The 17,411-nt window shown below is 38.6% G+C and carries 15 protein-coding genes and 1 pseudogene; 8 read left to right on the top strand and 8 right to left on the bottom strand.

Annotated elements, in window-relative coordinates; all coding sequences use genetic code 11:
* Nucleotides 1-36: 36 nt before the first annotated feature.
* From FW778_RS20770 to FW778_RS20745, 6 genes are all read left to right on the top strand, one after another.
* A complete protein-coding gene (locus tag FW778_RS20770; RefSeq protein WP_150416812.1) occupies nucleotides 37-609 on the top strand; it encodes a flavodoxin domain-containing protein in 573 nt (190 codons plus the stop codon).
* 45 nt (nucleotides 610-654) lie between these two features.
* Nucleotides 655-927, top strand: a complete 273-nt coding sequence (locus FW778_RS20765) for a zinc ribbon domain-containing protein (RefSeq protein WP_150416811.1) — start codon at nucleotides 655-657, stop codon at nucleotides 925-927.
* Nucleotides 928-971: 44 nt separating this feature from the next.
* A complete protein-coding gene (locus FW778_RS20760; protein ID WP_150416810.1) occupies nucleotides 972-1,967 on the top strand; it encodes an alpha-ketoacid dehydrogenase subunit beta in 996 nt (331 codons plus the stop codon).
* Entirely contained in the window at nucleotides 1,960-3,111 is a 1,152-nt protein-coding gene (locus FW778_RS20755; RefSeq protein WP_150416809.1) for a dihydrolipoamide acetyltransferase family protein, read from the top strand. Before FW778_RS20760 ends, FW778_RS20755 begins: the two co-directional genes overlap by 8 nt.
* Entirely contained in the window at nucleotides 3,108-3,353 is a 246-nt protein-coding gene (locus tag FW778_RS20750) for an acyl carrier protein (RefSeq protein WP_150416808.1), read from the top strand. Before FW778_RS20755 ends, FW778_RS20750 begins: the two co-directional genes overlap by 4 nt.
* Nucleotides 3,354-3,591: 238 nt before the next feature.
* Nucleotides 3,592-4,227, top strand: coding sequence for a class I SAM-dependent methyltransferase (locus FW778_RS20745; protein WP_150416807.1), 636 nt, complete (start codon nucleotides 3,592-3,594; stop codon nucleotides 4,225-4,227).
* Nucleotides 4,228-4,229: 2 nt separating this feature from the next.
* Here the strand turns inward: FW778_RS20745 and FW778_RS20740 are convergent, their stop codons facing one another.
* The 3 genes from FW778_RS20740 to cysQ all read right to left on the bottom strand — a co-directional run bounded on the left by FW778_RS20740 (nucleotide 4,230) and on the right by cysQ (nucleotide 6,837).
* Entirely contained in the window at nucleotides 4,230-5,240 is a 1,011-nt protein-coding gene (locus FW778_RS20740) for a hypothetical protein (RefSeq protein WP_150416806.1), read from the bottom strand.
* A 3-nt stretch (nucleotides 5,241-5,243) separates the two neighbouring features.
* Nucleotides 5,244-5,729 (bottom strand): AAA family ATPase, encoded by a 486-nt coding sequence (locus FW778_RS20735; RefSeq protein ID WP_150416805.1) that lies wholly within the window; start codon nucleotides 5,727-5,729, stop codon nucleotides 5,244-5,246.
* Between the two features lie 331 nt (nucleotides 5,730-6,060).
* Nucleotides 6,061-6,837: a 3'(2'),5'-bisphosphate nucleotidase CysQ gene (cysQ, locus tag FW778_RS20730; RefSeq protein WP_150416804.1), complete on the bottom strand. Its 777-nt coding sequence runs from the start codon at nucleotides 6,835-6,837 to the stop codon at nucleotides 6,061-6,063.
* Nucleotides 6,838-7,122: 285 nt separating this feature from the next.
* Here cysQ and FW778_RS20725 point away from each other — a divergent pair, with 285 nt between their 5' ends.
* Entirely contained in the window at nucleotides 7,123-8,217 is a 1,095-nt protein-coding gene (locus FW778_RS20725) for an acyloxyacyl hydrolase (protein WP_202552410.1), read from the top strand.
* A gap of 226 nt (nucleotides 8,218-8,443) precedes the next feature.
* Nucleotides 8,444-8,668, top strand: a pseudogene (locus FW778_RS23805) (hypothetical protein); the annotation flags it as partial.
* A gap of 62 nt (nucleotides 8,669-8,730) precedes the next feature.
* Here the strand turns inward: FW778_RS23805 and FW778_RS20720 are convergent.
* From FW778_RS20720 to FW778_RS20700, 5 genes are all read right to left on the bottom strand, one after another.
* On the bottom strand, nucleotides 8,731-9,894 hold the full coding sequence (locus FW778_RS20720) for an alpha-hydroxy acid oxidase (RefSeq protein WP_150416802.1): 1,164 nt from the start codon (nucleotides 9,892-9,894) through the stop codon (nucleotides 8,731-8,733).
* Between the two features lie 70 nt (nucleotides 9,895-9,964).
* Nucleotides 9,965-10,216, bottom strand: a complete 252-nt coding sequence (locus FW778_RS23650; RefSeq protein ID WP_317132393.1) for a hypothetical protein — start codon at nucleotides 10,214-10,216, stop codon at nucleotides 9,965-9,967.
* Between the two features lie 91 nt (nucleotides 10,217-10,307).
* Nucleotides 10,308-13,028: an alpha-L-rhamnosidase gene (locus tag FW778_RS20710; protein ID WP_150416801.1), complete on the bottom strand. Its 2,721-nt coding sequence runs from the start codon at nucleotides 13,026-13,028 to the stop codon at nucleotides 10,308-10,310.
* Between the two features lie 214 nt (nucleotides 13,029-13,242).
* The gene (locus FW778_RS20705) at nucleotides 13,243-14,070 is read right to left on the bottom strand and encodes a phytanoyl-CoA dioxygenase family protein (protein ID WP_150416800.1); all 828 of its coding nucleotides are present in this window, start codon (nucleotides 14,068-14,070) and stop codon (nucleotides 13,243-13,245) included.
* Nucleotides 14,071-14,190: 120 nt separating this feature from the next.
* Nucleotides 14,191-17,355: a glycosyl hydrolase gene (locus FW778_RS20700; RefSeq protein WP_235906511.1), complete on the bottom strand. Its 3,165-nt coding sequence runs from the start codon at nucleotides 17,353-17,355 to the stop codon at nucleotides 14,191-14,193.
* Nucleotides 17,356-17,411: the final 56 nt, after the last annotated feature.

The raw sequence follows: 17,411 nt of genomic DNA, 5'->3' as shown, positions 1-17,411 counted from the left end.
TTAACGTTAATAATTACTTAATTTAAAATTGATAACATGAAAAATAAAGATTCGATATTGAATGGGTTAATTATTTATAACAGTAAATACGGAGCTACCAGGCAATATGCAGAATGGCTGGCCCAGGCGTTGAAAATACCGTTAATACGCAGCGGTGAAACAACAGCAGCACAAGTAACAAACGCTGATTTTTTATTGATTGGCACCCCTGTTTATATGGGAAAGTTCAGGATGTTAAAATGGATAAGGAAAAACATGAAGAATATCAGGAATAAAAAATTATTCTTTTTTATTGTAAATGCCACGGCGCCTGGTGAATTGGCCAAGCGAGATAAATTTGTGCTGGATAATCTCCCTGGAGAAATAAGGGCAAAGAGTTCCATATATTTTCTTCCCGGAAGGTTAATACACAAAAAACTTACTTTATTCGACCGGCTAATGGTTGCAATTGGCGTAAGGATTGAAAAAAATCCGGAAAAAAGAAAAGCTATGCGGTCCGATCTTGATGCAGTAAAAAAGGATAACCTTACACCCTTGATAAACTCGGTCAACGATTTTTATTATCGCGGACAGCTACTGTCATCAACCAGCGTCGCGACTCATGGCTAATTATTTACTCATGAAAAAAATATTTAAATTATAAATAATTAAATTATGCAAACCGAAACATATTGTCAAAGCTGCAGCATGCCGTTAGACAATCCCGATCTGCAGGGCACAGAAAAAGATGGCACTAAAAGCAATGAGTATTGCAAGTATTGTTACCGGGATGGAGCTTTCATTAATCCCAATACGACTTTAAAGGAAATGACGTCAATTGTTATAACTCAAATGGAAAAAATGAATATGGATTCGAGAGCAATTGATATAGCGGTAAGCGCCTTACCTAATTTAAAGAGATGGAAAACGGTGGCAGTTACTTTATAATAGCTTGATAGCAGTATAATAGCGGATTCAACAAAAATAAAATAATGAGTGAAAACAACATCATTAAACTCACTTATCGCGAAGCGCTTAAGCGAGGTATTCGCGAAGCGTTGCAAAAAGATGAAAAAGTTTTTTTGATGGGTGAAGATGTAGGCCGTTATGGTGGCGCTTTTGCTGTAAGTAAAGGTTTGCTGCAGGAGTTTGGTCCCGAAAGGATCATGGATGTCCCCCTATCAGAATCCGGATTTGTGGGTGCCGGTATCGGCGCTGCACTTAATGGCATGCGCCCTATTGTGGAAATAATGACAGTGAATTTTAGTTTGTTGGCAATGGACCAGATAGTGAATAATGCAGCCACTTTATTACACATGTCAGGTGGTCAAATAAATGTACCGGTTGTGATACGAATAAGCTGCGGAATCGGCAGGCAACTGGCTGCACAACATTCACATAGCTGGGAACCATTGTATGCGCATATTCCGGGATTAAAAGTGTTATCTGCAGGTACACATGAAGATGCAAGAGGAATGCTATTAACCGCGTTACAAAACCGCGACCCTGTAATTATTTTTGAATATACTTTCCTGTTAAATAAAGAAGAAGAAATATCGGCCAATGCTGGTGCGGTAGATATTACAAAAGCAAAAGTTCGTCGTGAAGGAAGAGATGTTTCCATTATCACTTATGGAGCCGGAGTATATAAAGCATTGGATGCTGCAAAAGAATTAATAGCAACAGGGATAGACGCAGAAGTAATTGATTTAAGAGTGCTACGCCCATTGGATGAGGTAACTATTTTTAATTCGGTAAAAAAGACGCATAGGGTATTATTGGTAGAAGAAGCATGGGGTTCTGTGAATGTTTCGTCGGAAGTAAGCGCAAGAATTATGGAGAATGTTTTTTATGAACTGGATGCGCCAGTGCAAAGGCTCGGCGGAGTAGAAGTCCCGATTCCTTATCCCAAACACCTGGAAGATGCCTCCATACCACAGAATGCAGACATTGTTAAAAAGGTAAAGAAAATGTTACAGCATGATTGAGTTTAAAATGCCCAGCCTTGGCGCTGATATGGAAGCGGGTACTTTGGTGGAGTGGCTCGTAAAACCCGGCAATCCTGTTAAGCGTGGAGATATTATTGCCGTGGTGGATACACAAAAAGGTTTGATAGATATTGAAGTATTTGATGAAGGAACCATCAGTGAATTGGTGATCAAAGAAAATGAAAAAGTCCCGGTGGGCACTGTGATGGCATTGATTGCATCAGGTAAAGAAGAAGGAATAAAGAAAGAAGTAATAAAGCCGGCAAAAAAAGTTGAAGAGAAAATAGCAATGGAAAAAATTGTAGCCGCTAAAGCTCCCCATTTTATCAAAGCTTCGCCATTAGCAAAAAGAATTGCGGCAGAAAAAGGAATTGAGTTAAATACGATACACGGAACTGGAGAAGACGGTGCCATTACTAAAGATGATGTGGAAAAAGCTATTGTAGAAAAAATGGCGCCCAAAGAAGAAAAGAAAATAGCAACAGCGGAAAATATCCGCATGGCTGTTGCTGCTGCTATGAGTAAATCCAACCGGGAAATACCACATTACTATTTAGAAACAAAAGTTGACATGAGCAAGGCATTATCCTGGCTGGCTGGAGCAAATAAGCAACGATCAGTAAAACAAAGATTGCTGCCGGTTGTATTATTAATAAAAGCGGTCGCCAAAGCATTGACAGAATTGCCCGATCTCAATGGCTATTGGGAAAATGGTTTGCATCAAAAGCAAGATATCAATATTGGTTTTGTGGTTTCATTGCGGACAGGTGGTGTAATGATACCAGCTATTCATAACGCTGATAAAAAAACGGTTGATGAACTGATGACTTCACTGAATGATATTATTCCGAGAGCAAGGGCAATGAAGCTGAGAAGTTCTGAATTAAGCGAATCAACCTTTACGGTTACCAGCCTGGGCGAAGGAAATGTTGAGACCGTTTATGGTGTAATCTATCCGCCACAAGTGGCCCTGGCAGGCTTTGGCAGCATTATTGAACAACCCTGGGCAGAATCAGGGATGCTGGATGTGCGGCCTGTGTTGACCATTACTTTATCCGCTGATCATCGTGCATCAGACGGAGCAACAGGAAGTCGTTTTTTAATGGCTGTAAAAAATCATTTACAAAAACCAGAAGCGTTATGACAGAACCGGAAATCAAACAAATAATTTTTCAGTTGCTGAAAAAAATTGCTCCTGATACAGAACCTGAAAAACTGGAACCGGAAGATGACATCCGGCATACATTGGAAATAGATTCTTTTGATGCGTTGCAATTTGTTGTAGCACTCGATGAGCAGTTTGGAATTGAAACACCTGAAGAGGATTACGGGAAGATCACTACGCTGAAAGATCTTGTGAATTATATCATGCAGAACAAAAAGTAAGAATTCAATATTTTCCTGGTCAATCACGATTAAGCTACATATCATTTAAGTGGTGAAACAATAATAGCTGCTTTCTAAAGAGTTCAAAAATGATTGATGTAGCCGATTTCATTGTTCTCATTTTTATATTACTGACTGTCATCACTAGCATCAGTGATAACTGTCATTGTATATAATACTTATTTAGAGTTGCTTTACAAACAGGATTTTATTTGATTTATCTATTATAAATTTTGTTATGACGCTAACACTTCCATTTAATGATCATGTGGCTGAATATGAAGAGTGGTATAAAAAATATCCTTTTGTATTTAAATCAGAAGTAGCCGCAATAAGAGAGTTAATGCCAAAGGGAGAAAATATTCACGGCATTGAAGTGGGATTAGGCACCGGCCGCTTTGCAAAGGCATTAGGGATAAAAGAAGGAATAGAACCGGCTGCAAATATGCGTGCGCTGGCACTAAAGAAAAAGATTTTTGTCATGAACGCAGTAGCTGAAAAGCTGCCTTACAAATCTCTTCAGTTCGATTTTGTGCTAATGAATTCTTGTATTAGTTATTTCACTGACGTTCAGGACGCCTTTAAGGAAGCCCTGAGAGTACTGAAACGGAAAGGCTGCCTCATCGTTGGCTTTATAGATAAAAACAGCCGAATAGGGAAGTATTATGAAGACAGGAAACCGAAAAGCATTTTTTATAAACACGCTAATTTCTATTCAGTGAACAAAGTTGAAGAGGAATTAAAAAAAGCAGGATTTAAAGAATTGCAGTTTTCGCAAACATTGTTTCATGCTCTTGATAAAACCGAAAGTACGGAAACGCCTTTGCCTGGTTATGGAAAAGGATCATTTGTTTTGGTAAAAGCAGTTAAATAAGCCTATCCAACAGATCGCAAATAATCATTCATCAGCCGAAGATATTTTTCTGCCTCACTCAGCGCTTTTGTTCTATCTTCTTTGTTCGCCGCTGACTTTGCTCTCAGGCCGTTTACTTTTGCCCGTACGTTAGCCCGATAGCTTTTATAATAAATAAAAAGAGTATGGTCTTTATTTGTTTTTATCGCAGGAAAAAAACGGTTATAATAATCTATAAATAAAGCTGAAAGATCTTCCCTTCCAAATGCATCAAGGTCCATGCAAAGAAATGCGATCTCATTCACCACATCAATTTGGCGAAAATCATCATTGAATTCTATACAATCGAAAGGCAACGGAGCCGGCAACAAAAAGATGTTCCTCGAATGTAAATCTCCGTGGCAATCCCTGTACAAACCGTCACGGAGCCTTGCTGCAAGCAGTTCTTTATTCTGTTCTATAAATGAATCTGATTTTTCCACTGCATCATTAATCATGTTGTTGTATTCGCTTCCCAACTGGTTAACTAAAAAAGTTTTATCAACTTTCAGGTCACTAAAATCCTGTTTTATTTTCATAAAATCTTTTTCATAAATTATTTCAGTGCGCTTGTGGAAGCCGGCTATTGTCTTAGCGAGCTTTTTTATATGGGATTTCGTTACCTGGTTCTTTTTTAAAAGATGATCCATTTGCTTATTCGCGTCCAGTTTAAGCATCCGCACTGTATTGTCAATTATCTTCCCTCCTTTTCCACCTACAATAAATTTACTCTTCCATTCATGTATCGGCAGCACATCCAGGTATACTTTTTTTGCCAATCTTCTATTCAGCTCAATTTCCCTTTCGCAAAAATGTCGTCGTAACTCAACGGTGGAAAAATCGAGGAATGAGTAATGAACCGGCTTTTTGATTTTGTATACGAATTTATTGCACTTAATTACCCATGATATGTGGGTTTCAATTAATTCCCGATTCCCGGAGACGTCGGGAAATATTCCATCTGAAACCAGTCTATTGATTTGTTCTTTTGTCATTTTTTATTTCAGGTAATCATAAGCTTTTTGAAGCATCTCTCCTATGTTATTATTAGTTGATTGCAATACCAGGTGCGGCTCCTTCAGCGGTTCATTATCACTGCCGATAATTTTATAAATCTTAAAATCAGCCTCGCTGTAGGGTCTCGCTTTTTTTAATCTTTCCCTGATTAATTCCTCATTGGCCGTTACTTCAATGAAATAAATTCCACCCTTGCTTTTCATCTCCTTCACAAATGGGTTTCTTGTTTCTTTTGTATGAAATGTTGCATCCAAGACCACATTCCTATCTTGATCAACTGCGTCCTTCATGGTTGCCAGCATTTCATCGTACACTGATTGTTTTTCGGCCTTTGAATAGGTTCTCTTTTTAAACAGCTCCTTCCTTACCCTGTCGCTATTTATATAATCAGCCTTAATCAATTTAGCAAGTCTTTCAGCAAAATAACTTTTGCCAGAACCCGGTAAACCGAAAACTATTACAACCATTTTAAACCTGTTTTAATTTTTACGAAAGTTTTTTTATATTACTTATTAAGGATCGATATTTCATTTCATTCGACAATTAAAAGAACATTATTATGGTTAATAATACAATGATTCCCGGCACTGGAGTATATGACTTTCTACCCGTGAAGGCCATTTGGTCAGCAGTTGTTTTTTCCCGGAAGATTGTAAGAAATCCAGCTTTTATTAATTAAGACGGCCTGGATCGTAAGTCCGATAAGAAGATATTTTTTAAATCTCTGTAGACAGTTGTTGAGACTATTGTTGACCCTTCGTTTAAAAATTTATATTCTCCTGAAGATCGCACATTCATTCAAAAAGAAATAAAAAACGGATTCCGGAGATCCGGTTTATTATACATCAATTCCGATCTTAAATCTAATTGATATACGCCGCGGTTTGACGCATTTAAAATAGCATGCGCTGCGGCAGTGTCCCATTCCATTGTAGTTCCATATCTTGGATAAATGTCAGCTTCGTTTTCAAGAAGCAGCATAAATTTAAGTGCGCTTCCCATTGTCAACAGTGTCACATTTTTAAACTTATCAGCAAAAAGCTTTGTCTCCGGCGATGGATGAGATCTTGATGCAACGATTCTTACGCAGTCTTTTTTTAGAAGTTCATCGAAAGTCGTTCTTTTCGTTAAAGGTGAAAGTTGGGTTTGTGTACCGTTCTTGATTTTATAAACACCAGTTTCTTTTGAGCCTGTATATAAAGTGCCTGTAGATGGTCTATAAATAATGCCCCCTAGGGGTTTGTTCTGTTTTAACAATGCTATATTAACAGTGAATTCACCATTCTTATTTATAAACTCTTTCGTTCCGTCAAGTGGATCTATCAGCCAAAAATATTCCCACGATCGTCTTTCCAGGAAATTAGTATCCGATCCTTCTTCCGAAAGAACAGAAAGATGTGTTTCTTTTAAATATTCAGTTATAAGTTGATGAGCATTTTTATCAGCCTTTGTTACCGGCGATTTATTATTCTTTAGTTCTGTTGAAAAATCACTGGAACCATACACATCCATTATTGCTTTGCCTGCTTCAAATGCTGCTTTTTCTGCTATTTGCATTAATGGCTTAATGTCCATTTGTACATCTGTTTGGTTGAGGTGAAAATTTCCACTTTGAAATTATGGGAGTAACCCGTGAATTTGAATGACCGCAGTCATCGGCATTGCTGATTGGCGAAAGTAAATTTCCAATTAGAAGATGGCAACTTATTAAGAGGCTCATCAAAGAGACTTAAATAGTAAAGTCCATAATCATTTGCAGCGGTGATTGCGGTCATTAAATTTCATCGCATACTTCTGTAGTTTTATTAAGGTTGTTGTACATGTTCTTACAAAACAATAATAAACCCGTCAACCCTGGCATTGAAAAAAATTACAGGCATATTATTTTTTTTCATTTTTTTAATAATTGAAAAATCGTTGGCTCAAATTAACGATCTACCTGAAAAAAAAATTACACGTTTCAAAATTTCTTTAAGTCCTGTCTATGGTTTTGTTTTTGCGCACGACGTGCAGGTTAAAAATACGGCTGGCACTATAGTTACCGGAGTAGAGATTAAGCTCAAGAGGATACGACTTGATGCTGAAGCAAAACATTATATTCATAACTCATTTAATTCAGGTTTTTCACTGGCCTATTATCAATTCAGCAAGGATTTTTTGGGATATGCATTTTATGGCTCGTACTATATTGAGCCTTATTTAATCAATCATAAAAAGTTTGTGCTTGGAGTGGTAGCAAAAGCAGGGTTAAGCTATAACAGTAACCCATTTAATGAAATAACAAACAGCCAAAACTTTTCCTATAGCTTATATCTTAATCCCTATTTGTGTCTTGGGTTTAATAGCTCTATCAGCGCTAGTAAAAATCTTGATCTTGACTTAGACGTTATGTTCAATCATAATTCTAATGGAGCGGTGTATCATCCAAATTATGGTATTAATTTTCCCACTGCATCATTGGGAATTGTCTATGATTTAAAGAGAACGAAGATCAAAGATATTATACCTCCTGAAAAGTTTGTTTGGAGGTTTGACCTGATGCCATTTGCTTCTTATAAAACAATTTCACTGGATAAGAAACATTTTTATTGGGTGTATGGGGCTGCGTTGCAGGCGAACCGGAAAATAGGATATTTTAATGCGGTTAATGTTGGATTGGAATGTGTAGTTGATTTTGGCGCCAAGAAAACTCTGGAAATAGAGGGAAGATCAGGTTTAGATTATAAGCGTGCCGGAATTTTACTGGGGCATGAATTCATTTTTAAAAAATTCAATTTTAGCCAGCAAATTGGTATTTATGGATATAATCAAATCCCCGAACTTACCCGTATTTACCACCGGTGGGGCTTGTATTATAAGTTCGGCAAAAATTGGATGGCGGGAGCAAATTTGTCAGCACATCGTCAAACGGCCGATTTCCTTGATTGTCGAATTATTTATTCAATTTATCGCTAACGTCCATTTCTTACAGTAGTTAAAGTCTTCGGGGCAGCAAAGGGAAATAAACTTTTAGCTTCGTTTTTCGTTTTTACTATTTCCGTTTTTGTAAATATCTAACGGTTACCATTACGTGTGTGAATAATCTTTTTAAATTGAGAACTCTCCACTATTTTCTGAACATTGTGGGAAAGCCTCCCGAAATTTTCATGACAGAATTTCTATTTGATTAAAACAATTAACACAACTGGTCATGGTTCCTAATAAAGCAATTCCAACCAATATTAAGTCAGGTAAATTGGACGAATTATCCACCGCGTTTAAAAATGTGTGCGATAACGTTTACGAGTATACGCAGTTCGCACCATCCCAACAAACAGCAACAATCAATGGAACTGTTTTCGGTACGTACAATGGAATAACTGGTTACTTTCAAAATGTTCTACTCAGAAATTGGAGAAGTTATTAGGAAATTTGAAAAAGAATTTAAAAGCTCAAATTCGCCCTACAGGCTTTTCTAACGTGTAGCGATCATAATTGACTAATATTAGTTATCAAATGATTGGGTAAATCTTCTACTCTTTCGCAGCAAATTTGTTGCATCACTTGCTGAAGCTGGGTTTTTAAAATCGCAACTGTATGATTGCCTCCTTGTTTTCCTAAAGCAGCAGCACCATACATAAAACTTCTCCCCAGAAAGGTGAAGGTGGCACCGGACGCAAGAGCCCTTGCGATGTCGGGGCCAGACCGTAAGCCACTATCCATCATAATCTTAATTTTATCTCTGTAGTTTTCTGCAATCCGAAAAAGCGATTTTATAGCGGATTCGCCTGCGTCCAACTGCCGGCCACCATGATTGGAAACAATAATTCCATCAATACCCAACTGCATTGCTTTCACAACATCGGCTTCGTTGACGATACCCTTTAAAACCAGCTTACCTTTCCACTTATTGCGAATCTCAGCAACCTTCTCTGAATTCAGCCTTCCATCAAAAGTTTTGTTCATAAATAAACCGAGATGATGCATGTTCATTCCCTTGGGTATATAGGGCCGTAATGTCTGGAAGGAAGGTTGACCATGCATAAGTGTTTTGAATGCCCAATTGGGTCTACTTAAAATTTGGAGCACGTTTTTCATCGTCATCCTTGGTGGCATTGCCAGCCCGTTCCTGATTTCTTTAGCCCGATAGCCAAACGATGGTACATCGCTCAGAATGACGAGCACAGGGCAGTGTGCAGCGTCAGCCCTTTGTAAAATCTGATCACGGAGGCCATTGTCTGCAGGGTGGTATAATTGAAACCATGCTTTTCCTTCTGTAATTTCGCTGATTCGTTCTATACTACTTGTACTTACGGTACTTAAGATAAATGGGATGTTATGATCAAACGCGGCTTTTGCCAGTATTTCAGGAGAATTGGGCCATATTAACCCTTGCAAACCAATCGGAGAAATCCCAAAAGGTGCATCGTACATATGACCGAACAACTCTGTTTTCATATCAATACCTGAATACTTTTTTAGGTACTCAGGCATTAACTCAATCTTCCTGATTTCAGACGTATTTTTTATGAGATTTATTTCCTCGTTACAACCCCCATCAAGGTAGTCAAATGCGAATCCGGGTATTCTGGCTCTTGCTTTTTTTCTAAGGTCTTCAACAGATGGATAACGTGGATTATATTCAAATTTCATTGATGCTGTTTTAGTTTTAAAATCTCTCTTTAAAATTCTTATAAATAACGGTTACGAATATACGCAATTATCATGAGATCGAATTATAGGTTGATGAAAAAGATTTCAGATGGATAATATTATTGGGTAAAGATTTATCTCCAAAAGATGTGGAACCGTGATCCACGCAGCTACCGGCGGAATAACTAGCCAGGAGAAAAGTCCGCCAACAATCCAAAAACTTCCCCAATGCCAGCTCTTCACTTTTATTATAAGGCACATAAAAACTCCCTGAGGCAGCGCCGCCAATAAAGTGAAATATTATTCTTAAGATTATTTGCATTTTGTATAATTTAATGGAAGAATAGTAGAATTGTTGTGATATTATATAATCCCACTTTTTTAATTACGATTTAAAAAAGATATTTTTCCCGTCATTTTTGAATTTCAAAATGATAGGTACCCGAACCTAGCTCAAGTGCCACATAACCATCTTTACTATTCTTTAATTTTATACCCAAGACTTGTGATAGAACGTTACCACTTTCTTTGATTGCATCTGCGCTCTCTGCAGGAACAAATACTGTCGCCTTTGTATTTGCGGGTATCTCAACGTCCATAAGTATTTTATGATTTTCAATTTTCCAGCTATTGCTGACTTTGCCATAGTAAGTTTGCAGACTTGCAGATGCGTACGTAAAGCCTCCTCCAATGTGGGGCTGAATCTTTATATGCTTATAACCCACACCATCTTCATAGGTGTCCAGTCCAACCATCTTACGGTACATCCAATCTCCAATTGCACCATATGCATAATGATTGAAGGAATTCATACCAGGATTTTCAAAAGTGCTATCTGGCTTTTCTCCATCCCATCTTTCCCATATAGTGGTGGCACCCATTTTTACTGGATATAGCCATGAAGGATAAGTCGTTTGCAACAATAATTTATAGGCAACATCGTCATAACCAAAACGTGTTAGCACATGGCATAAATAAGGTGTTCCAAGGAAACCTGTCGAAAGATGATTGTTGTAACTTTTAATATTCTCAACGAGTCGTTCTGCAGCCTGTGTCCGCAAGGATTCAGGCAACATATCAAAATTCAAGGCCAGCACATAGGCAGTTTGGGTGCTGGAAACAAGCCTTCCGTTTGGAGTAACGTATTCTTTCAGAAAGGCGCCTTTTATTTTTTGCAACAGGTCAGTATAATAATCAACATCATCTGTTTTACCCAATACTTTAGCTGAACTAATCAATAGTTGTGTGGAATGTGCATAGAAACATTGTGCAATAAGGTATTTATCTGTAACGGCTGCTCTTCCGCTATTATCATCATCCGGACGATAGAAAAGCCAGTCACCAAAATGTGTCCCCGTATTCCAGAGGTTATTATGACTTTGCTTATGCATATATTCTACCCAGGCCTTCATACTACTGTACTGATCCTCCAATATTTGTTTGTCGCCATAAGCCAGATACATATTCCACGGGATAATGGTTGACACATCTGACCACCCGGTGGAGCCTCCGGCGTCGGGGCCTAGAACGTTAGGTATCACATGAGGTACCCTGCCATCGGGAAACTGATCCGCTGCAACATCTTTCATCCATTTGTCTAAAAAATTATTCACATTCATATTAAAGGAGGCTGTGGGGGAAAAAACTTGTGCATCACCAGTCCACCCGAGGCGTTCATCCCGTTGCGGACAATCTGTAGGAACATCCAAAAAATTTCCTTTTTGCCCCCACTGGATATTATGTTGCAATTGATTGATCATTGCATTGGAGGTAGAGAAAGTGCCGGTTTCTTTCATATCGGCATAAATAGCAACCGCAGTAAAATCTTCCGGGTTTAATGCCCCTTTGATCCCTTCAACTTTAATATAACGGAATCCATAGTACGTAAAATGCGGCTCAAAATATTCTTCTCCTTTTCCATTTAAAATATAAGTTGAAGTAGCTTTTGCGGCGCGAAGGTTGGTTGTATAAAAGTTACCTTCTTTATCTAACACTTCAGCATGTTTTATAATAACGGTGTCTCCTGTATTGCCTTTTACTTTCAGCATTACCCAGCCTACAAGATTTTGTCCAAAGTCAATTACCTTTTCACCCTTTGGGGTAGTAATAACTTTTACCGGTTTAATTGTTTCATGTTTTTTTGCTGGTTCATTGATTGTAGCTATTAAGTTATCATTTGAAAAGCTCTCCATTTTTACCCCGCTCCATTTTGAATCGTCATACCCAGGCAAAGTCCAGTCTGCCTTTTGGGCACGGTCATCAATTGTTTCTCCATCATAAATGCTGGAACTGATAACGCTGCCAGTAGTCGATTTCCAGCTTCCATCTGATACAATGGTTTGCATCGTACCATCAGTATAAGTAATAATCAGTTGAAGCAGAAGCGAAATATCTTTTCCATAGATATTTTTATTGCCGCCCCATGCAAGGTGCCCCCTATACCAACCACTGCCCAGTGTAACACCAATAGCATTACTTCCTTTTTTTAACAGATTGGTTACATCGTATGCCTGGTACTGGAGCCGCTTATTATAGCTGGTCCAGCCAGGAGTAAAATAAGCATCTCCAACACGCTGACCATTTATCTGCGCTTCATATAAGCCATGTGCAGTGATGTATGCAGTAGCTGATTTTATTTTTTTCTTTGCAGTAAATTGTTTTCTAAACATGGGGCTTGGTTGACCTACGGAATCTATAAATCCTGGTTGTATCCATTTGGCTTTCCAATCATTAGTTTGAAAAAAAGCTGTTTGAAAAAAAGCAGGTTGGCTCCAATCAGACAGCTTCCCCTCATTATCCCACACTCTCACCTGCCAGTAATATTTTTTATTGGATTGAAGCGGGCTACCCTTATAATCCACATATACAGACTGATCTGATAAAATCTTGCCGCTATTCCATTCTAGTTTTTTCCCCTGTTGCAACAGCGGTTCACTTTCGCTCACCCTTATTTCATACCCGGATTGCATTACATTTCTCTTATTGGAATGTAGTTGCCAAGTAAATCGAACCCTTGAAGTACCAATGCCAATAGGATTGGTACAATTATTACATAACAATTGTTTTAGGTTAACCTGAGAAAAACTCAAAAAACCAATACATTGAAAAAGGATTATACCAATAAATTTTTTCATGGAGTTTGATAAATAAATAAATAAATGATCAAGGAATAGAATCAAAAATAACAATCATTAATATTATTACTATCCTGTATTGACCTGATTTATTAAATCCATCTATTATATTGGCATTGAACCGTGCTCCAAAACCTACACTTCGGAACATCTATTACGGTAACAAGTTCAAGATCAGGAAATATTTTATTATGTTACGCTTATAACAGTTTGATTACATAGCTGTTGATTTGGAATAAATTAAGGGGTTTTGCCCCTCATCATTGAGCAAGTCGCCGATCTTTAACTTTGCCACCTGTTCATCACTTAAAATATTTTTTATGCCATTAAAAGTAGCGCCATCGGGCATATACGCACAGGTCATTGCACGCCTGAACCCATTGGTCATATTAGCTCCGGCACCATGAATGGTGAGCCCATTATGAAATGAACAACTTCCGGCTTTCATGGGCACTGCTATCGATTTTGATTGAATAAACTGAGGATAAAAGTCAAAAATCGCATCCATATTTTTGCCAATGCCAGGGTTATCAAAGGTTGTGGTATGATAAGAGCCTGGTATAAAATAAAGGCATCCATTTTCCAACGTAGCATCATCTAACGCTACCCAGATGGACAATGCTCTTCTGTCGCTAAACGACCAAAAAGGAGTATCTAGATGCCAGGAAGTAGGATTGGCCCACGGACGTTTGATTAAAGCCTGATCGTGCCAGATCCTGGTACCTTCCCATCCGGCCAGGTCTGCCACTACTTTACCCAGGTTTTGGTCTAACATCAGTTGCTTTACCTTATCATTGGTTTGCCAAAGATTCAGCATTTGATCAAATACTTTACCGTAGTAATCTGCATCTTTATTGATTCCATCGTCTTCACCAACTTTGGTATCACTGCCCGGCATTTTTTGACCATTTCTTTGCCGGATTGCTTCTGTAACCGCTTCCCGCCAAAATTCGAGTTCATCTTTGTTTAAAAAATCTTCTATGAGCACAAAACCATTTTGTTGGTAAAGAAGAATTTGTTCGTTTGTAAGTTCTGTTTTCATTTTATTAGATTGTTATCTTGATGTTCAAAAAAGTATTAATTCCATTTTCATTTCATCATATGCATTGAATAATCGTATATTTTTGGGGATCAAATATTTTTTTATTGTTAGAAGTTCTATTTATTGATTTGAAGTTTTATCTCTTTCACAGCGGACAAACGTAAGTTTTACTGGGCCTAATAAGCCTGACTCACGCAATAATTTTTCCGAGTCGGGAGCTTCAAATTTAATGATATTGGTTTTGGTAAATCTTTTATCAGCGGGTAATTTACTATCTCCAATCAGGCGGTTAGGCCAAAGATTAACAACTTCCACTTCTAACTGGTTATTGCCTGGCCTTACATAATTTGTAATATCAAAACGGAAAGGAGCATTCCACCTAACGGGTAATTTGTTACCGTTGATTTTTACAGACGCCATCTCAAGAACATTTCCTAAATCAAGAATTGTTTTTTTCCCTTTGAGATTACCGGCTGACAGCAAAAAAGTTTTTTTATAAATGGCTGTCCCCGAATAATATTTAATTCCCGGTTGTTCAAATTGTGTCCAGGATTGAAGAGAATCAACGTCTATGTGTGAAGGGCCACCCCAGCTTGTATCGAAATCAATCTCCCATTTTCCTGATAGTGCTAGCGTGGCATTTGGAGTTGTAAGAGCCAACTTTGTTGTCTTTCCATCGTTCCAGGTTACCGTATAATTTCCTGGTTCAAAGATGGTGGTTTTCATCTTTCCTTTATCCTCAAATATTTGAATAGGCGGTTGGTCAATGCCCGTAAACTGATTGTTGGGAAAGAAGGTCTTACCATTCTTTTCAATCTTAATAATGTGAGGTGAAGCTTGTGCTTTCCTAAATACTATCAATCGCGATCCTTCAGGTTCGAAGCTAAGGGGTATGATCGTTTGCCCGTTTTCTTCCCTGTAAGTTAATATCTCTTTAGTTTCACCAGTCATTGGGTCCCAAAGTTCAGGTACCATACCGGTAACCCTGAATTTGCACTCCACCTGCTCGAACCTGTCAGGTAGAGTGGTTAAATACCGAAATGCAAAGTCGTTGATCCCTTTTCGCCCAAATCGATTCACTACGAAGTAAATATCCATCCCGTCGCCAGTACGGTGAATGTAATCCAACGCCGTGTTTTTCTCTGCACTGGTAAATTCGAGGTCCGGCTTCACCTTCATTTCTTGCAAGACGGTCTTTACGTCTTCACCAAAGACAACTCTTCCTTTCCCATAATTATTTTCTGTTATTGTTGCACCATCAATGCCGCCCCACATACGCGATGCGATGGCCTTTACTTCCTGGTCGCTTGCAGGATAATTTGTCAATCCTGTTGCCCTTTCCGGACGAGGGCCAATAACGGTTAATCCTTGCTTCACCAGCAATTCAACTTTTAGAAGTACACTAAGATCAATAGCTTTTTCAGAAGGGAGAACCAATACTCTATAATTCATCCCATCCGGAAGAAATAATTTTTTATTTTTTACAGAAGCTCTCTTTAAAAGGACATCTTTTGAACATTTATCCCAATCATATCCAAAACCCAAATCTTTCACATCTTCTTTCAGGAAAACAAAATTTGGAACATCATCGCCATAGTAATAAAGTGCATCAGCTACGAACAATCCTTTCGAAAGCATGTACGAACACCTGTCAAGATACCCTATAAAATTACCTGCCTGTTTCCACCAGGTAACATTGGGATTCAGGTGAGTTCCGGCGAAATATTCATTTCCTGGAATTCCGAATTCTTTCCCGGAAGAGGTAAACGTGTGCCATACAATTCTGTTGACACCAGAACAAAACACACGATCTATATTACTCTTTAGATCTTTTGGAGCCCGCTCCCACTGAGGCCCTATAGAAGTAGGACCTTCGGCAGCCACAAATCTTTTACCATTAGTATGAGCAACACAGGCACTTTGTTTAACGGACAACCGTTCATCATCCTTTACCCGGTGCGTATTGGCTGTAGCCCAAAACTCTCCCTGCGGAAAATCGCTGATGGCCATTACTTTCAAGGCGTCTACAGGAGCAGAGTGAGGGCCTCCTGATTCCGGGTGAATGCCCAGTCCATGCTTATGCGCCAGGTCGCTGAATAGTTGGTAATGGTAAGCTGCAATACAATCGCCAATTGTTTTGCGATAGTCGTGAAGAAACCGGCCTGATTCTTCAGCACTTTCAACCACCCTTCCGGCAAGTACCGGGAGCCATGGCGTAAGATCATATCCCCTGAACTTTTTAAAATCAGCGGGGAAATTATTTGTCCATCCTACATTACCCATTTCCCAGCTATCAGTTTGAAGAAAATGCAAACTGTTTCCTACAGACTGTGCTGCGTTGATCAAAGGAAGTATTACATCATGACTGAATTTTTTAAACGCATCCGGATTTAAATGATCCAATGACAATCCTCCCCATCCCTCACTGGTAGTGGAGGTCATGGCACCGGTACAAGTCCATCCGTACCTGATGATAGTCCATTCTCCTGCAGGCATATCCCATGTTAAGACACCGTTTTTAAAATTACCGGTAAGATTAATAATCTTATTTTTTTTAAGCCCGGTAAGTTGATCAGCACCGGGATATTCTTCGCGAAGTTTATACAGTGGATAGGTTCCCATGGCTCCAAAACCCCTGTTAAATGATTTGAGTGCCCAAAATTTGATGGCGCTATCTTTCAGCGGCAAGTTGGTTTTGGGTTGTTGAAAAGCTTGTACCAGGATATCTTTATACAACAGATTCATTTCAGGTTGAGGAAGCTTTACTGATACCTTTTTTCCACCTGCTATCATGGTATCTGAATACACAAGTTTCTTTAATGCGAGATCAGGGGTTATTGTCGGCCCTCCCGGATTCCATCCGCTTTGCACATTCACACTCAATTCTATTCCCAGCCGTTGGGCCTCCTTTATGGCGAATTTATAAAGCTCCATCCACGCAGGACTCATAAAAACAGGACCTGCTTTAGTTTTTTTGGCTACCGTATAATTAGAACTCCCTGCATCAACAATTGAAGCCCCTCCATATCCATTAGCCTTCATCTGTTCGAGATCGTGGGTTATTGATTCTTGGGTCACCATGCTATTTAGCCACCACCAGTAGCACCTTAAACGAGACTCACTGGGAGTGACGGCAAAGCCTTTATTTAATACGTCATAATCAAGTTTAGGAGATGTACGTAATGAATAAGTGATATTTTGTGCAGACGCTATAAAACCATAAGTCATCGATACCGAGATAAGAAAATATTTTAATGGGTAAGGCTTCCTGATATTAAATCTCATTTTTAGTATGATTAAAAAAGTGAAATTGGGTGATAACATATTACTCGTTTTTCATT

The sequence above is a fragment of the Ginsengibacter hankyongi genome, from assembly GCF_008710285.1.
GTDB lineage: Bacteria > Bacteroidota > Bacteroidia > Chitinophagales > Chitinophagaceae > Ginsengibacter > Ginsengibacter hankyongi.
This window is presented reverse-complemented; position numbering and strand designations above follow the sequence as displayed.

Bases quoted from the DNA above. Each gene is read 5' to 3' on its own strand.
- FW778_RS20770 (WP_150416812.1), top strand. From the start codon at position 37: ATGAAAAATAAAGATTCGATATTGAATGGGTTAATTATTTATAACAGT.
- FW778_RS20765 (WP_150416811.1), top strand. From the start codon at position 655: ATGCAAACCGAAACATATTGTCAAAGCTGCAGCATGCCGTTAGACAAT.
- FW778_RS20760 (WP_150416810.1), top strand. From the start codon at position 972: ATGAGTGAAAACAACATCATTAAACTCACTTATCGCGAAGCGCTTAAG.
- FW778_RS20755 (WP_150416809.1), top strand. From the start codon at position 1,960: ATGATTGAGTTTAAAATGCCCAGCCTTGGCGCTGATATGGAAGCGGGT.
- FW778_RS20750 (WP_150416808.1), top strand. From the start codon at position 3,108: ATGACAGAACCGGAAATCAAACAAATAATTTTTCAGTTGCTGAAAAAA.
- FW778_RS20745 (WP_150416807.1), top strand. From the start codon at position 3,592: ATGACGCTAACACTTCCATTTAATGATCATGTGGCTGAATATGAAGAG.
- FW778_RS20740 (WP_150416806.1), bottom strand. From the start codon at position 5,240: ATGACAAAAGAACAAATCAATAGACTGGTTTCAGATGGAATATTTCCC.
- FW778_RS20735 (WP_150416805.1), bottom strand. From the start codon at position 5,729: ATGGTTGTAATAGTTTTCGGTTTACCGGGTTCTGGCAAAAGTTATTTT.
- cysQ (WP_150416804.1), bottom strand. From the start codon at position 6,837: ATGGACATTAAGCCATTAATGCAAATAGCAGAAAAAGCAGCATTTGAA.
- FW778_RS20720 (WP_150416802.1), bottom strand. From the start codon at position 9,894: ATGAAATTTGAATATAATCCACGTTATCCATCTGTTGAAGACCTTAGA.
- FW778_RS23650 (WP_317132393.1), bottom strand. From the start codon at position 10,216: ATGCAAATAATCTTAAGAATAATATTTCACTTTATTGGCGGCGCTGCC.
- FW778_RS20710 (WP_150416801.1), bottom strand. From the start codon at position 13,028: ATGAAAAAATTTATTGGTATAATCCTTTTTCAATGTATTGGTTTTTTG.
- FW778_RS20705 (WP_150416800.1), bottom strand. From the start codon at position 14,070: ATGAAAACAGAACTTACAAACGAACAAATTCTTCTTTACCAACAAAAT.
- FW778_RS20700 (WP_235906511.1), bottom strand. From the start codon at position 17,355: ATGAGATTTAATATCAGGAAGCCTTACCCATTAAAATATTTTCTTATC.